This window comes from Parageobacillus galactosidasius, assembly GCF_002217735.1.
In the GTDB taxonomy this organism is placed as follows: domain Bacteria; phylum Bacillota; class Bacilli; order Bacillales; family Anoxybacillaceae; genus Parageobacillus_B; species Parageobacillus_B toebii.
Map to the genome: position 1 here is coordinate 1,531,212 of NZ_NDYL01000002.1, position 15,182 is coordinate 1,546,393.

Sequence of the window (15,182 nt, forward strand, 5' to 3'; positions counted from 1 at the left end):
GTTCCTCCTTTAAAAAATGGTTGTATATATTTAAGGGATGTTACTCCCCTAGTAACGCTCTTGCTGCACCTTCATCGGTAATAAGAATGGAATGAGGCGCTCGTTTCATATACGCCTGAATAGCTTTTGCTTTCGAAGACCCTCCAGCCACCGCAATGACATGTTCGACATTCGGAAGGTCTTCCAACTGAATGCCAACCGTTTTCACTTTATGCACAACTTCTCCTGCTTCATTAAAGTAATAGCCAAACGCTTCGGCAACCGCATGTCGTTCTTTAATTTTCTCCATATCCTCTTTTGAGGTTTTCCGGCGTTCCGCCATTGTGATAGCATCTCCGATTCCATGCACGACCATGCGGCATGATTTAATAAGTTCCAGCACTTCTTTCACAGTCGGTTCTTCAATTAAAGATTCATACGCCTCACGACTTAGGTGGTCAGGAACATGAAGAAGCCGATAGTTTCCTAACGCTTTTTCCGCCATCTTTGCACAAATGGTGTTCGCTTGGTTTTTCACATCTTCACCTAAGCCGCCCCGTGCCGGAACAAATAAAATACGGTTTTGTTTTGGATCGGGAGTCATCATCTCGGCAACAGCGGCAAGTGTTGTGCCTCCTGTCACTGCCACGATATCGCCGTTTGTCAATCTTTCTTTCATGCAGGTCACACAAGCTCTTCCCATTTCTTTTTTTACCCAAGGAGAAAGGTCACTATCTCCAGCAACAACGATAACCCCTTCAATATGAAGTTTCTCCATTAATTTTGTTTCTAAATCTTTTAGGCCTAATAATTCTCTCATAACATCCTCGAGCGCATGCAACAATTCCTTGCCTTCTTGGGTCAAACTCATGCCGGCGGAACTGATGGTTAGCAAATTTTGCTCTTTCAAAAACTGCACTTCCGAACGAAGCACACGCTCAGTTATTCCTAAACTGCCCGACAGTACTCTCCTCCCGATTGGCTGCATCAGCGAAATGTAGTGCAAAATACGATATCTTTTTTGCATAACTTCAAGAAGGTCGGGCAATAATTTTTTTTGCGCTTCAATTAATGATTGCATTGGTCCCCTTCTCCTTGCAAAATATATGGACATTAATTGTCCCGCTATGACTTATTGTGTCCCGCTTGTGTGAAAAAAATTCCCCCTGCACAATTTCATTGTAACAGGGGGAATCATAATGTTCAACCACTTTGCGCCTCGAGTAAACGTTTTCTTATGACATCTTTTTGAACCATCCCAAAATCTACTTCTTCCCCATCGATTTCGACAACCGGAATCATCAATTGATATTTTTCCAGCAATGCATCATCTTGATAAATATCAATTTCATTGATGTGAAAGGAGAATTCCCGTTGCAGTTCTTGCAACACTTGTTTTGCTTTATCACATAACGGACAGTTTGTTTTCGAGTATAAGTTGATCACCACTTGCTGTCACTTCCCTACATACTGTTTTCGTTTTGCAGATGATGGAATATGCAGTTGTTCGCGATATTTTGCGACCGTTCTGCGCGAGATCACCACACCGTATTGCTCATGTAATAAATCGGCGAGCTTTTGGTCAGAAAGCGGCTGCTGCTTATTTTCCTGTTCAATTAACTGCTTGATAAACATTTTTACTTTTACAGAAGAGGCAGCATCTTCATCCATGTAAACAGAAGAAACAGCGCTTGAAAAAAAGCGGCGAAGTTCCACTGTGCCAAACGGCGCTTGAACATATTTGTTTTTTACCGCGCGGCTGACAGTAGATTCGTGAATGCCAAGCTCTTCCGCAACTTCGCGCATTGTAAGGGGCTTTAAGGCTGCAAAACCAGTTTCAAAACATTGTTTTTGTTTATCGACAATGACATGCATAATGTTCAGCAATGTTTGTTTGCGCTGTTCCAGACTTTTTGCTAACCATAAAAACTGGCGATATTTATCTTTTACAAACGCGTGAACCTGCCCGTCTTGACAGCTGGAAATCTTTTGCTCGTATCCCCGATTCCAGATGAGTTCCGGATGCACATCTTCATTGTAAAAAATGCGCCAATCACCTTCTTCGCTGCGTTGGACAATTATATCGGGAACAATAAAATGCGGTCTCTCTTTTGTATAATGGATGCCAGGACGCGGTTCAAGCGTGCGAATTAAATCCCATACACGCTGCAATAAAGCGATATCCACGCCAAGTTGTTTCGCCAATGTTTTCCAAGCTTTTTCGACAAATAACGAAAAATGGTGCTGTATAATCTGTTCCGCGAATTCATCGCGATATGGTAAGCGCTTTAACTGTAAATATAAACATTCTTGCAAGTTGCGGGCGCCAACGCCAGCCGGCTCTAATGACTGAATGATCTGAAGCGCCTTTTCTGCTTCCTGTTTGGAAATAGCAAATCGTTCTGCAATTTCTTCGATATTTACCCGCAAATACCCATCTTCATCAAGGCAAGCAATCATATAATGCACGATGCGTTCTTCGTGTTCCGAAAGCGAAAGAGCTGGGAGCTGTGCAGTTAAATATGATGAAAGCGTTTCCGAATAAGTGCTCATATTTTCAATCCACTGCTGTTTTTCCTTATCCGATAAGTTGCGGAAGTTTCGCTTTAACCGGTAGTCGCGAATTTCGAGAAAAGGATTTTCCAACGACTGCTCATACAAAAAGGACTGTAATTCCACAGCAGAATATTGCAATAGTTCAATTGCTTGAGTCAATTCCTTTGTAAGCGATAGCTTAAGTCGCTGCTCCTGCAATAATTCGGCCCTCATTGTCAAGCCCCCTTTTTTTTATTGTACAATACTGTCGCCCCGGCGGTATATAAAAAAATAATTGTTAAACCTATTGTTTATAAAACCATTGGCGGTGACTGAACTTTATCCGTCATTCAAAAAGGCAGATTGGTACGCCAACAGTCGATCATCGAGCCAGACTGTTGATTTTATATTCAAGGCACAAAAAAACCTGCTACGTTTCGCAGCAGGTTTTCACTTGATACGCCCTCGGCAGGATTCGAACCCACGCTAAGAGAACCGGAATCTCTCGTGCTATCCACTACACTACGAGGGCATTATATTTAGTTGCTATTATCAGTTGCATATTCAATTATATTGAAAACACCTTTATATTGCAAGAGGGAAAATGTGTTTAAAAAATGAAAAAGAGGTTATGATGAAAAAAGGGATGTCCTACGTTTATAGCGAATAATAATAAAGTAAGGTCAATATTTTTTGTTTGACCTTCATTGACCATTTAGGTATGATAGAGGTACATACGATTAAGCGATTGGTAAAGGAGGAAGCTTCATGAATTTAATTCCTACAGTTATTGAGCAAACAAGCCGCGGAGAACGTGCTTATGACATTTATTCTCGTTTATTAAAAGACCGCATTATTATTCTTGGCAGCCCAATTGATGACCAAGTGGCAAACTCGATCGTTTCCCAATTATTATTTTTAGCGGCCGAGGATCCTGAAAAAGATATTTCGCTTTACATCAATAGCCCAGGTGGTTCGATTACTGCTGGCTTGGCAATTTATGATACGATGCAATTTATTAAGCCAGACGTTTCTACAATTTGTATCGGTATGGCTGCTTCGATGGGTGCGTTCTTGCTTGCCGCAGGAGCAAAAGGAAAACGGTTTGCCTTGCCAAACAGTGAAATTATGATTCACCAACCGCTTGGCGGCGCGCAAGGTCAAGCCACAGAAATTGAAATCGCCGCAAAACGGATTCTCTTCTTGCGCGATAAGTTAAATCGCATTCTTGCTGAAAATACTGGCCAACCAGTCGAAGTGATTGAACGCGATACAGACCGCGATAACTTCATGACGGCGCAAAAAGCACAAGAATACGGCATTATCGACCGTGTATTAACACGCATAGATGAAAAATAAAACATGAAAAAACAGGCTGCTTCGCTTGACATAGAAGCAGCCTATTCTTTATTTTTCTTTTTGTACATAGTTTGCCAATTTTTCAATTGCTTCGTTTTCATCCGGACCATCCGCAATCAACTTAATGACAGAACCGGTGCTGATCGCAAGGCTCATTAGCCCCATAATGCTTTTTGCGTTCACTTTCTTTCCGTCTTTTTCTAGATAAATATCGGAAGAAAAGCGATTCGCTTCCTGAACAAACAACGCTGCCGGGCGTGCTTGTAATCCCGTTTTTAATCGTACTTCTACTTGTTTCTCTACCATTCTCCATCTCCCCTTTTTTATAATGACTTATGAAAATCAACAGGCTTACCTGCCCGCAATCGTTCCGCAATCTCATCAATTTTTCGCAGACGGTGATTAATTCCTGATTTACTAATCTTTCCACCGGATACTAACTCGCCTAATTCTTTTAACGTTACGTCTTGATACATCATCCGCAATTCCGCAATTTCCCGCAATTTATCAGGAAGGGCGCTCAATCCGATGGTTTCATCAATATAGCGAATGTTTTCTACTTGGCGAAGCGCAGCGCCAATCGTTTTATTTAAGTTTGCTGTTTCGCAATTGACAAGACGGTTTACCGAATTTCTCATATCGCGTACAATGCGAATATCTTCAAAGCGCAATAACGCTTGATGTGCGCCGATAATATTTAAAAACTCAGAGATTTTTTCCGCTTCTTTTAAATACGTAATAAACCCTTTTTTTCGTTCCAATGTTTTGGCATTAAGAAAAAAGTGGCTGTTCATTAATTCACATAATGAATTGTTATGTTCTTCATAAAGAGAAAAAATTTCTAAATGGTACGATGACGTTTCCGGATTGTTTACAGATCCTCCGGCAAGAAACGCACCGCGCAAATAAGAACGCTTACAGCACTTTTTTTTCACTAATTCTGGTGAAATCACGCGAATTAGTGAAAAATCCTCCTTCAATATTTTTAAATCCTTTAATAGTTCATGAGCGCCGTCAATAATTCGAACGATGTATACATTATTTTTTTTCAGGCGCATTTTTTTTCGAACCAATAGTTCTACTGTCACCGTATACCCTTTTTTTAAAAGAGTATAAATTCTTCGCGCGATCGCGGCATTTTCCGTTTGCACATCCACAAGTATTTGCTGATTGGAAAAAGACAGCAAACCATTCATGCGCAGAAGCGCTGACAATTCTGCTTTTAAACAGCACGGTTTCACTTCCAAATTCGTTAGTTCTTTTTTCGTTTCTGACGCAAACGACATGGTTAGTCACCTCCAACGATTCATTCATCGTAATCAGGAGGAAGGAGGTGCTGTAATCAGCGAAATAAGTAACGATGCCACTTTTTTCGTATCGTGACGAATGACGTGATCTTCATAGCTGACGATATTATCGCGAATCACTTGAATTCCTAAATCGATGAGCCGATCGCTATCATCCTTCACCGGTTCCGCCAGCTCTTCTGCATAACGTTTTTGAATTTCTTCCGGAATATGACCATTATTCACAACAACAACATCCAAAAATAAACATCCCATATGGTCATGGAGCGCTTTGACATGGTCGCTTACCGTGTAGTGCAGCGTCTCACCCGCTTGGGTCATCACATTACATATATACACTTTTTTTGCTTTTGCTTGACAAACTTCTTGCCCGATTTTCGGCACAAGTAAATTTGGCAAAATACTCGTATATAAACTTCCCGGACCGATGACGATCAAATCCGCAGAACGAATCGCTTCAATCGTTTCTGGAAGCGGTTCAATATTTTCCGGTGTCAAAAATACTTTTTTAATCCTTTTGCCGGAATAAGGAATTTTCGATTCTCCAGAAACAATGACGCCATCTTCCATTTCCGCATGAAGAACGACGCTTTTATTCGCCGCTGGCAATACTTGTCCGTGCACTTTCAACACTTTGCTCATCTCGCGGATGGCTTTGACAAAATCGCCGGTAATGGACGTCAACGCTGCCAAAATTAAATTACCTAACGAATGTCCTGATAGACCGTTGCCGTTTTTAAATCGATGTTGGAACAATTCAACAATAAGCGGCTCGACATCTGACAGCGCTGCCAATACATTACGCACATCTCCCGGTGGCGGAATATCTAATTCATCGCGCAATCTTCCTGAGCTGCCGCCATCATCAGCGACAGTAACGATTGCCGTAATATCAATGGCATACTGCTTCAAGCCGCGCAACAATACAGGGAGCCCTGTTCCGCCGCCGATAATGACAATTTTAGGCTGATGCTTCACACTCATTTATGCTTTTCCTTTCTCCTCTCCATGTCACGGTGGGACACATGGGTTTTATAATCTTTCGAAAAATAACGGGCAATATATTCGGCAATGGCAACCGACCGGTGCTGACCCCCTGTACAGCCGATGGCGATCACAAGCTGGCTTTTTCCTTCTCTCTTATAATGAGGGAGCATAAAGGCTAATAAATCAATTAGTTTCTCAAGAAATTTCTGCGTTTCGCTCCACTTTAACACGTAGGAGGAAACTTCTTCATCCAACCCTGTTTTCGGCCGCATATGGTCAATATAATGAGGATTTGGCAAAAAGCGGACATCAAAAACTAAATCAGCGTCAATCGGAATGCCGTATTTAAAGCCAAACGACATCACGTTGACGGTAAACGTCTGTTGCGTGTGAGAAGAAAATTGCTGTAAAATTTTTTCCCTTAACTCCCGTGGCTTTAAATCAGACGTATCATAAATAATTTGCGCCCGCCCTTTTAACTCTTCGAGCAATTTGCGCTCTAAACGGATGCCTTCAAGCGGCAATCCATTTGAGGCAAGCGGGTGTGTGCGTCTCGTTTCTTTATATCGCGCCACAAGCGTCGAATCTTTCGCATCTAAAAATAAAATCTGCGGCGTCACCCATGATTGCTCCGTCAGCTCGTCTAGCGCGGTAAACAAACTATCGAAAAAGTCACGGCTCCGCAAATCCATTACTAACGCCACTTTATTCATTTTATTCCCCGATTCTTTCATCAACTCCAAAAATTTTGGGAGCAACGTCGGCGGCAAATTATCGACACAAAAAAAACCTAAGTCTTCAAAACTATGCATAGCGACCGTTTTTCCAGCGCCAGACATTCCTGTAATAATCACCATTTGAATATGGTTGGCCGAACCTGTGCTCATGCCTCTCCCTCCACTCTATTAACTGGGATCTAACCGATAGGAAAGCAGCTCAAAATCTTTCGTATATATAAACGTCCCGTACATAATGTCCGATCCTTTTAGCGCGTAATCTAAAATATGATAATCACCTGGTGCCATCGGAAGCTGATGGATTGTTTCCACCGGATGCCATTCCAACTTTCCTTCTTCACAATATGGAACGTTTTCTCCGTCAAATTGTTCAGCAAAAAAAGTAAACATCATCCATTCAGAAACGATTTGCTCTTGGTCTTTGATGACCATCGTAAAAATTCCTTTGAGCTTTGGGTTTTTTAAGTAAATTCCTGTCTCCTCGCGATATTCGCGAATACACGCTTCGCGGATGGATTCCCCTTGTTCCATCTTTCCTCCCGGGGCAACCCACCAACCCCGTTTCGGTTTTTGCAGTAATAAGACTTTTCCATCTTTTAGTAAAACGCAATTCGTCACGCGTTGCAACACGCTCACCTCAACATCACTACATAACATCCAAAGTCTTAGAATCCCATTTACTTTATTATACTATTTCTTACAGTTCGCTACAACGAAGAAAAGCGGAGGCGGCGCGAACAGCTCTCGAAGCGAAATGTTCTTCGACCGCTGAAGTGCTTGCACTTCAAGGGAGAAGGTTATTTCGCACAAGAGAGCTAGCCGCCGAGCTAGCCAACGAAGAAAAGCGGAAGGCGCCTCCGCAACACACACATACTTGTTCACACATAAAAAAAGAAGCACGGGAAAGGGTACCCGTGCTGAACAAAAAGATCTATATAAAAGGGGGTCAATTACTTACTTTTAGCATACAAAAAAAATGTTTCATGCGTGTTACAGCAGAATTAAACGTCTATTACGATTTCGTTACTTTATGTTTAATTTTTCCTTTAACTCTTCCACATAATGTTGTGCGCTTTGCGCTGCAATGCTTCCGTCCCCCGTTGCTGTAACGATTTGCCGTAATGATTTTTCGCGGACATCTCCTGCCGCAAAAATACCCGGCACTTTTGTTTCCATAAGCTCATTGGTTTCGATATATCCGTTTTCGTTCGTAATGCCAAGGCTCTCAAATGGCTTCGAAAGCGGAAGCATGCCGATATAAATAAACACGCCATCGCACGGAAATTCCCGTTCCTCTCCCGTTTGCGTATGAACAAGTGTCACGCTGTTTACTTTCCCATCTTTTCCATTAATTTGTTTTACGGTATGGTTCCAAATAAAATCAATTTTTTCATTGGCAAATGCGCGGTCTTGTAAAATTTTTTGCGCACGTAATTGGTCACGGCGATGAACGATCGTTACCTTATTAGCAAAGCGAGTTAAATAGATCCCTTCTTCTACCGCGGAGTCCCCGCCACCAACGACAACGAGATTTTTTCCTTTAAAGAACGCCCCGTCACAGACAGCGCAATAAGAAACACCACGGCCGCTAAATTCCGCTTCACCAGGTACACCGAGTTTTTTATACTCCGCACCAGTTGCAATAATGACAGCGCGTGCTTTATATTGTTTATCGCCGACAACCACTGTTTTATATGCTTCGCCGTCAATAATTTCTTTTACTTCGCCGTATGCATATTCCGCACCAAATTTCTTTGCATGTTCAAACATTTTTGTCGCCAATTCTGGACCTAAAATATTCTCATATCCAGGATAATTTTCCACGTCTTCTGTATTTACCATTTGTCCTCCTGGTACACCACGCTCAATCATTAATGTAGATAAATTGGCGCGAGATGTATAGACAGCGGCAGTCATCCCTGCTGGTCCGGCTCCCGCGATAATGACGTCGTAAATTTTTTCCTCTGACACGCTGCTTCCACTCCTTCATTGATTAGTCTTTTACCATTATCGTATAGAAGTTTCGAATGAGCGTCTATTAATTTGCTCACGATAACAGCTCTTTCACTTTCTTTACATATTTTTTCACCGTTGATAATGAAATATGATACTTATCCGCAATCCATTTTTGTGTTACACGTTGCCCTTGCTGCTGCCGCCATACATACTCCATCGCCGCCGCCCAAGCAGAATGGTTAGAAAATCGCTCTTTTGTCGGCAATGCGTTTACGACGACGGAAAACCATGAAATATACATGTTTTCATCGATCTGATCATTTTTCATCGATAACTCATTGATAATGATATGGCTATTGATGACATATGAAGGAGACGTTTCTGTCATATGAAATAGAAAATAATCGGCAAATTGACTAAGGAGCGGATGATCAGTCAAATAACGACGAATCGCAATGGAAAGCGCGGGATCATTTTTGTACGGCGATTGACTAAGCAAATAAAGTCCATATAACATTTCTGCTATATTCGTTTGGTTAAACCAACGAATAATGCTCCGAAGTTCATGGTCGACAGATAGAGAGGAAAATGTCCACGGCTCCTCTCCGCGTTTGTCAGGATTTACTTTTATTACCTTCTCCCAAACATTTTTCGCTAATTCTTCGCGGCCGGTATAATAGGCTACATAGGTAAGCCAATAATAAAAGGCATCATCTCCATCATAGCCCATTTTATATAAATGATATAGCCATTTAAAAGCGAGGTCGAAACGGCCGACAAGCGCGAATGTCGCTCCAAGCTTATAGCGATGCTCGATAAAAAACGGATACACGCATGCCAATTTGTCAGAAAGACGTTTTACTTGCTGTTCATTGCGCAAATAATAATAAAAGACAAGGAGATTGCAAAGCGCATGTAAATTACCCGGGTTTCGCTCTAGCACTTGTTCGACAATTTCTTGCGCCTTTTGCACATTTCCGTTGTAAAAGTAGGCGAGCGCCAAATTATTGTACGCTGACCAAAATTCAGGATAGTTCGCAATTATCGTTTCCAGCAGGCGAATTGCTTCTGGAAACTCCTCTTTTTCCAATAAAAACCGCGCCCGTTCCTGCAATACAATTAAATCATCCTGCACATCGCTGTTTTCATCTTCTTGATCGATTTTTAACAATTCTATTAAGTCCTCTGTATCTTCGACAAAATAGCCATTTGGATCACAAGCTAAATACATTTCCGCATACTTCATCGCCTCGCGGAATAATCCGAGATGAGCAAAGTTGTTTGCTAAAAAATAAAAACATTCATACATCGTTTCATCTAATTCATGGACAATCTTGAATAACCATTGATTCGAAGCCTGATATTCTCCTAACTCCGCAAGCACGGAGGCAAGCTGCAATACAAATGTAGCATCGTTTTTATCATATTGAACGGCTCGTTCAAAATATTTTTTTGCTTTATATAAATCGCGTTGTTGATACGCTTGCATTCCTTTTTTGAAATAGTATTCACCGTTTTGGATAAATGGAATAATTTTCGCTTTTTGCTGCTTTGACTTTAGTTGCTTTTCCATGGAATCCTCCATCTATTGTTGAATTCACTGAAAAAAGTATACCACATTCTTCGGAAAAGCAAACATAAAAAATAAAAGCTGGCCCAGCAAGAAGCCAGCTCAACGTCACTGCTTAGCGCTATGCCGCTTAGTTAGCACTTCCAACACCGCATCAAGCGGAAGTTTTTGTTCCCTTAGCAGCACAAGTAAATGATACAATAAATCGGCGACTTCCCATTTCAATTCGTCATGGCTGCGATTTTTCGCGGCAATAATAACTTCAGCCGCTTCCTCGCCGACTTTCTTTAAAATTTTATCCACGCCTTTTTCCAATAAATACGTCGTATACGCTCCTTCAGGTCGTTCCGCATCCCGTTTCGCGATGATCTCCTCTAACGTGTTAATAATCGCAAATCGGTTTGGCGAAGCTTCGTATTTTTCTCCATTAATACGGTTTGAAAAACACGAATAGCTTCCCGTATGGCAAGCTGGCCCAGCTGGCTCGACAAGCACCAAAAGCGCGTCACTGTCACAATCATAACGCATCTCGACAATGCGCTGCGTATTGCCGGAAGTTGCGCCTTTATGCCAAAGTTCCCCGCGCGAGCGGCTGTAAAACCATGTTTCGCCTGTTTCGAGCGATTTTTTTAGCGATTCTTCATTCATATAGGCAAGCATCAACACTTCTTTGCTTTGCGCGTCTTGGACAATTGCCGGAACGAGACCTTTTTCGTCAAATCGGATGTTTGCGAGGTTCATCGGATGTTTACCCCTCTTTCTTTTAAATACGCTTTTACTTCTTTCACCGATGTTTCTTTATAATGAAAAATCGAAGCCGCAAGCGCCGCATCTGCTTTCCCTTTTTCAAACACTTCAAGGAAATGTTTCGCGTTGCCGGCTCCGCCCGAAGCAATGACCGGAACGGAAACCGCTTCGCTTACCGTTCTCGTTAACGCAATATCAAAACCATTTTTTTCACCATCGCAATCCATGCTTGTCAATAAAATTTCCCCCGCGCCGCGGCGGACCGCCTCTTTTGCCCATTCGACCACTTCCAAGTCCGTCGCGTTTCTCCCGCCGTGCGTATACACACGCCACGAGCCAATCGTTTCGTCATATTTCGCGTCAATCGCAACGACGATGCATTGCGATCCAAAAAAGTCCGCTCCTTCCGTAATGAGGTTCGGGTTGCGAACAGCGGCTGTATTGAGCGACACTTTATCCGCACCGGCGCGCAAGATCGTTTTCATATCATCCAACGAATTAATCCCGCCGCCGACCGTAAACGGAATCGCCAGCTGTGCGGCGACTTTCTCGACGACTTCCACCATCGTTTTCCGCCCTTCGTGAGAGGCGGAAATATCTAAAAAGACAAGCTCGTCCGCCCCTTGTTCATCGTAAAACTTCGCCAGTTCGACCGGATCGCCGGCGTCACGAAGTTGAACAAACTGCACTCCTTTCACGACGCGTCCATCTTTCACATCCAAACAAGGAATAATGCGCTTCGTAATCATTTCCCTTGCACCACCTTCAGCGCTTCCGCGACCGTGAATTTCTTCGTATAGAGCGCTTTGCCGACAATCGCGCCAATCACGCCGGCATCGGCATATGTTTGGAGCGACACCAAATCCTCCAGAGAGCTGACGCCACCTGATGCGATGACATGTTTTTCAGTTGCGCGCGCCATTTCCACGACCGCTTGAATATTTGGACCTGACAACATTCCGTCCGTTGCGATATCCGTAAAAATAAACGTTTGCGCCCCAGCTTCTGCTAGCTCTTTACCAAGGTCGGTTGCTTTGACATTCGATGTGTTCAACCATCCTTCCGTTGCGACAAATCCATTTTTCGCATCAATACCAATGGCGATGCGCTCTCCGTATTTTTTCAGCATTTCTTTTACAAACGGCGGATCGGCGATAGCAGCGCTTCCTAAAATGACGCGTGCCACACCGTTTTCTAAATAATACACAATATCGTCTTCCGTGCGAATGCCGCCGCCAATTTGCACTTTCACCGGCAGCTGTTTCGCCACTTCGACGACGAACTGGTCGTTTATGCGTTTTCCTTCTTTCGCGCCGTCAAGGTCGACCATATGAATCCATTCGGCTCCTTGTTCAGCGAAGAAAGCGGCCATTTCAACCGGTGAATCGCCATATACCGTTTCTTTATGATAATCCCCTTGCAAAAGGCGGACGCATTTGCCGCCGCGCATATCAATCGCCGGATAAATCGTAAATGCCGCCATCACATACTCCCCTTTCCTTCGGCGATCGCCGCATAGTTTTGCAAAATTTTCATACCGATCTCGCCGCTTTTTTCCGGATGAAACTGCGTTCCATACACGTTTCCTTTCCCAACGACAGCGGGCACCTCCACATTGTAAAAACTGCTTGCAAGCACAACATCGTCATCATCGGTCACCACATAGTACGAATGGACGAAATAAACGTGTCCTTCTTCCACGTTTTGCAAAAGCGGAGAGGGATGACGGAAAACGAGACGGTTCCAGCCCATATGCGGCACTTTATGCCGCTTTCCGTCTGCCGTCACGCCGGGAATGCGAACGACGCGGCCGCTAAGCAGCCCTAATCCTTCTGTTAACCCGTTTTCCTCGCTTTCTTCAAACAATAGCTGCATGCCAAGACAAATGCCAAGAAGTGGAGTGCCTTCATTTACCGCCTCGCAAACAAACTTGGCAAGCCCTGTTTCCCGCAAAATATGCATCGCGTCTTTAAACGAACCGACCCCCGGCAAAATGAGCCCCTTCGCGTTTTTCAATTCCTTTGGATCATCGGAAATAATGTACTCATAGCTCAATCGCTCTAACGCTTTGCTGACGCTGTATAAGTTGCCCATTCCATAATCAATAATGCCAATCATCGTTACAACATCCCTTTCGTTGATGGAACGCCTTTGACGCGCGGGTCGATCATCGTTGCTTCATCGAGCGCGCGCCCTAACGCTTTAAACACCGCTTCAATCATATGATGCGTGTTGCGCCCGTAATGGATGATGACGTGCAAATTCATGCGCGCTTCAAGTGCCAATTTCCATAAAAATTCATGCACAAGCTCGACATCAAACGTTCCGACTTTTTCGCTTGGAAACTCTCCGCGAAACTCGAAATGCGAACGGTTGCTTAAATCGACGACGACTTGGGCGAGCGCTTCATCCATCGGCACAAACGCGTTTCCGTAACGTTTTATTCCTTTTTTATCACCGAGAGCCTCCCGCAGCGCCTGACCGAGACAAATCCCGATATCTTCGGTCGTATGGTGATCATCCACCTCCGTATCACCTTTGGCGGTGACCGTTAAATTAAAGTGGCCGTGCTTTGTAAACAAATCGAGCATATGCGTTAAAAACGGCACGCCGGTATCCAGCTCCGCTTTTCCTTCCCCGTCAATGACAAACTGCAGCTGAATATCCGTTTCCTTTGTCGTTCTCGAAATCGATGCATGCCTTACCATAACCTATGTCCCCCTTATTTTTTAAAACGTTCTTCAACGGCGCGCGCATGTGCTTCAAGCCCTTCAAGTCTGGCAAACGCCGCGATTTTTTCCGCGTTTTGCTTTAACGCCGGCTCGCTGTAAAAAATGATGCTCGATTTTCTCACAAATTCATCCACGCTTAATCCGCTCGAAAACCGGGCTGTACCATTCGTCGGCAGCACATGGTTTGGACCGGCGAAGTAATCGCCAACCGGCTCCGAGCTGAAGCGCCCTAAAAAAATCGCTCCCGCATGGCGGATTTGACCAAGGAGTTGCATCGGTTCAGCTGTCATTACTTCCAAATGCTCCGGTGCCAATTCATTGACGACTTCCACCGCTTCCGCAAGCGTTTCTGTGACGTAAATGGCTCCGTAGTTCTCGAGCGACGCAGCGGCAATCGCTTTGCGCGGCAGCGTCTCCAGCTGTTTTTCGACCTCGCGTGCGACTGCAAGCGCCAATTTCATCGATGGAGTAACGAGAATCGCGGAAGCGCGTTCATCGTGCTCGGCTTGCGACAACAAATCAGCGGCAATTTCGTTCGCCTTTGCCGTTTCATCCGCCAACACGACGATTTCGCTCGGTCCGGCAATCATATCAATCGCGACTTGCCCGAACACTTCGCGTTTCGCGAGCGCCACGTAAATGTTGCCTGGCCCGAAAATTTTATCGACCGGACGAATCGTCTCCGTTCCGTACGCAAGCGCGGCAATCGCCTGCGCACCGCCGACTTTATAGATTTCTTTCACTCCTAATTCGTTCGCCGCCACTAACACGCCGGCCGGAAGCGTTCCGTCTTTATTTGGCGGAGAGGTGATCACAATTCGTTTGACCCCTGCCACTTGAGCAGGAATGACATTCATAAGCACCGATGACGGGTAGGCGGCTGTTCCTCCTGGAACATACAGTCCAACCGCATCAAGCGGCGTTATTTTCTGACCAAGCATCGTGCCGTCTTCTTTTGTCATGATCCATGACTCTCTCTTTTGACGCTCATGATAATCGCGAATGTTTTCCGCCGCCTCTTGGATGATCCGAAGCACTTCTGCGCTTACGTTCTGATACGCCCTTTCTATTTCTTCGTCTGTCACGCACAGCGAATCAAGGCGGACGCCATCGAATTTTTCTGTATAACTTTTTAGCGCCTCATCACCGCGAGCGCGCACATCGGCAATAATCTCCAGAACCTTACTGCGCTGTTCTTCCGTCCCTGATTCAATCGTACGGCGCAATGATACACGGTTTGTCACTCGTTCGATTTTCACGTTTGCTCTCTCCT

The 15,182-nt window shown here is 44.1% G+C and carries 17 protein-coding genes and 1 tRNA gene; 1 reads left to right on the forward strand and 17 read right to left on the reverse strand.

Features of this window, described 5'->3' with window-relative positions; translation table 11 throughout:
• Positions 1–40: 40 nt before the first annotated feature.
• From B9L23_RS17430 to B9L23_RS17445, 4 genes are all read right to left on the reverse strand, one after another.
• Complete coding sequence (locus B9L23_RS17430; RefSeq protein ID WP_089098087.1) at positions 41–1,060, reverse strand: sugar-binding transcriptional regulator; 1,020 nt, start codon at positions 1,058–1,060, stop codon at positions 41–43.
• A 122-nt stretch (positions 1,061–1,182) separates the two neighbouring features.
• Entirely contained in the window at positions 1,183–1,428 is a 246-nt protein-coding gene (locus tag B9L23_RS17435) for a glutaredoxin family protein (RefSeq protein WP_062755704.1), read from the reverse strand.
• A 6-nt stretch (positions 1,429–1,434) separates the two neighbouring features.
• Positions 1,435–2,748 (reverse strand): RNA polymerase factor sigma-54, encoded by a 1,314-nt coding sequence (gene rpoN, locus B9L23_RS17440; protein ID WP_089098088.1) that lies wholly within the window; start codon positions 2,746–2,748, stop codon positions 1,435–1,437.
• A 226-nt stretch (positions 2,749–2,974) separates the two neighbouring features.
• Positions 2,975–3,046 (reverse strand) — tRNA-Arg (locus B9L23_RS17445).
• A gap of 236 nt (positions 3,047–3,282) precedes the next feature.
• On the opposite strand from B9L23_RS17445, the gene clpP reads away from it, so the two are divergent.
• Positions 3,283–3,873 (forward strand): ATP-dependent Clp endopeptidase proteolytic subunit ClpP, encoded by a 591-nt coding sequence (clpP, locus tag B9L23_RS17450; RefSeq protein ID WP_015865027.1) that lies wholly within the window; start codon positions 3,283–3,285, stop codon positions 3,871–3,873.
• A 48-nt stretch (positions 3,874–3,921) separates the two neighbouring features.
• On the opposite strand, the gene B9L23_RS17455 is transcribed toward clpP, so the two are convergent.
• The 13 genes from B9L23_RS17455 to hisD form a co-directional block, all read right to left on the reverse strand.
• The gene (locus B9L23_RS17455) at positions 3,922–4,179 is read right to left on the reverse strand and encodes an HPr family phosphocarrier protein (protein WP_015865028.1); all 258 of its coding nucleotides are present in this window, start codon (positions 4,177–4,179) and stop codon (positions 3,922–3,924) included.
• A 17-nt stretch (positions 4,180–4,196) separates the two neighbouring features.
• Complete coding sequence (gene whiA, locus B9L23_RS17460; protein WP_015865029.1) at positions 4,197–5,159, reverse strand: DNA-binding protein WhiA; 963 nt, start codon at positions 5,157–5,159, stop codon at positions 4,197–4,199.
• A 33-nt stretch (positions 5,160–5,192) separates the two neighbouring features.
• A complete protein-coding gene (locus B9L23_RS17465; protein ID WP_015865030.1) occupies positions 5,193–6,164 on the reverse strand; it encodes a gluconeogenesis factor YvcK family protein in 972 nt (323 codons plus the stop codon).
• Entirely contained in the window at positions 6,161–7,054 is an 894-nt protein-coding gene (rapZ, locus tag B9L23_RS17470; protein WP_089098089.1) for an RNase adapter RapZ, read from the reverse strand. Before rapZ ends, B9L23_RS17465 begins: the two co-directional genes overlap by 4 nt.
• A gap of 18 nt (positions 7,055–7,072) precedes the next feature.
• Positions 7,073–7,531: an 8-oxo-dGTP diphosphatase gene (locus B9L23_RS17475; protein ID WP_089098090.1), complete on the reverse strand. Its 459-nt coding sequence runs from the start codon at positions 7,529–7,531 to the stop codon at positions 7,073–7,075.
• 396 nt (positions 7,532–7,927) lie between these two features.
• Positions 7,928–8,875, reverse strand: coding sequence for a thioredoxin-disulfide reductase (trxB, locus tag B9L23_RS17480; protein WP_015865033.1), 948 nt, complete (start codon positions 8,873–8,875; stop codon positions 7,928–7,930).
• A 76-nt stretch (positions 8,876–8,951) separates the two neighbouring features.
• Positions 8,952–10,433 (reverse strand): tetratricopeptide repeat protein, encoded by a 1,482-nt coding sequence (locus tag B9L23_RS17485; protein WP_089098091.1) that lies wholly within the window; start codon positions 10,431–10,433, stop codon positions 8,952–8,954.
• 105 nt (positions 10,434–10,538) lie between these two features.
• Positions 10,539–11,171: a bifunctional phosphoribosyl-AMP cyclohydrolase/phosphoribosyl-ATP diphosphatase HisIE gene (gene hisIE, locus B9L23_RS17490; protein ID WP_062755695.1), complete on the reverse strand. Its 633-nt coding sequence runs from the start codon at positions 11,169–11,171 to the stop codon at positions 10,539–10,541.
• Positions 11,168–11,926, reverse strand: a complete 759-nt coding sequence (gene hisF, locus B9L23_RS17495) for an imidazole glycerol phosphate synthase subunit HisF (RefSeq protein WP_062755693.1) — start codon at positions 11,924–11,926, stop codon at positions 11,168–11,170. The genes hisIE and hisF overlap by 4 nt, the downstream gene beginning before the upstream one ends.
• Positions 11,923–12,660: a 1-(5-phosphoribosyl)-5-[(5-phosphoribosylamino)methylideneamino]imidazole-4-carboxamide isomerase gene (gene hisA / locus B9L23_RS17500; protein WP_062677263.1), complete on the reverse strand. Its 738-nt coding sequence runs from the start codon at positions 12,658–12,660 to the stop codon at positions 11,923–11,925. The genes hisF and hisA overlap by 4 nt, the downstream gene beginning before the upstream one ends.
• The gene (hisH, locus tag B9L23_RS17505) at positions 12,660–13,295 is read right to left on the reverse strand and encodes an imidazole glycerol phosphate synthase subunit HisH (protein ID WP_089098092.1); all 636 of its coding nucleotides are present in this window, start codon (positions 13,293–13,295) and stop codon (positions 12,660–12,662) included. The genes hisA and hisH overlap by 1 nt, the downstream gene beginning before the upstream one ends.
• Positions 13,296–13,297: 2 nt before the next feature.
• Positions 13,298–13,885 carry an imidazoleglycerol-phosphate dehydratase HisB gene (hisB, locus tag B9L23_RS17510; RefSeq protein ID WP_089098093.1) on the reverse strand — a complete coding sequence of 196 codons (588 nt, stop codon included), beginning with the start codon at positions 13,883–13,885 and terminating at the stop codon, positions 13,298–13,300.
• A gap of 14 nt (positions 13,886–13,899) precedes the next feature.
• A complete protein-coding gene (gene hisD, locus B9L23_RS17515; RefSeq protein ID WP_081189297.1) occupies positions 13,900–15,168 on the reverse strand; it encodes a histidinol dehydrogenase in 1,269 nt (422 codons plus the stop codon).
• Positions 15,169–15,182: the final 14 nt, after the last annotated feature.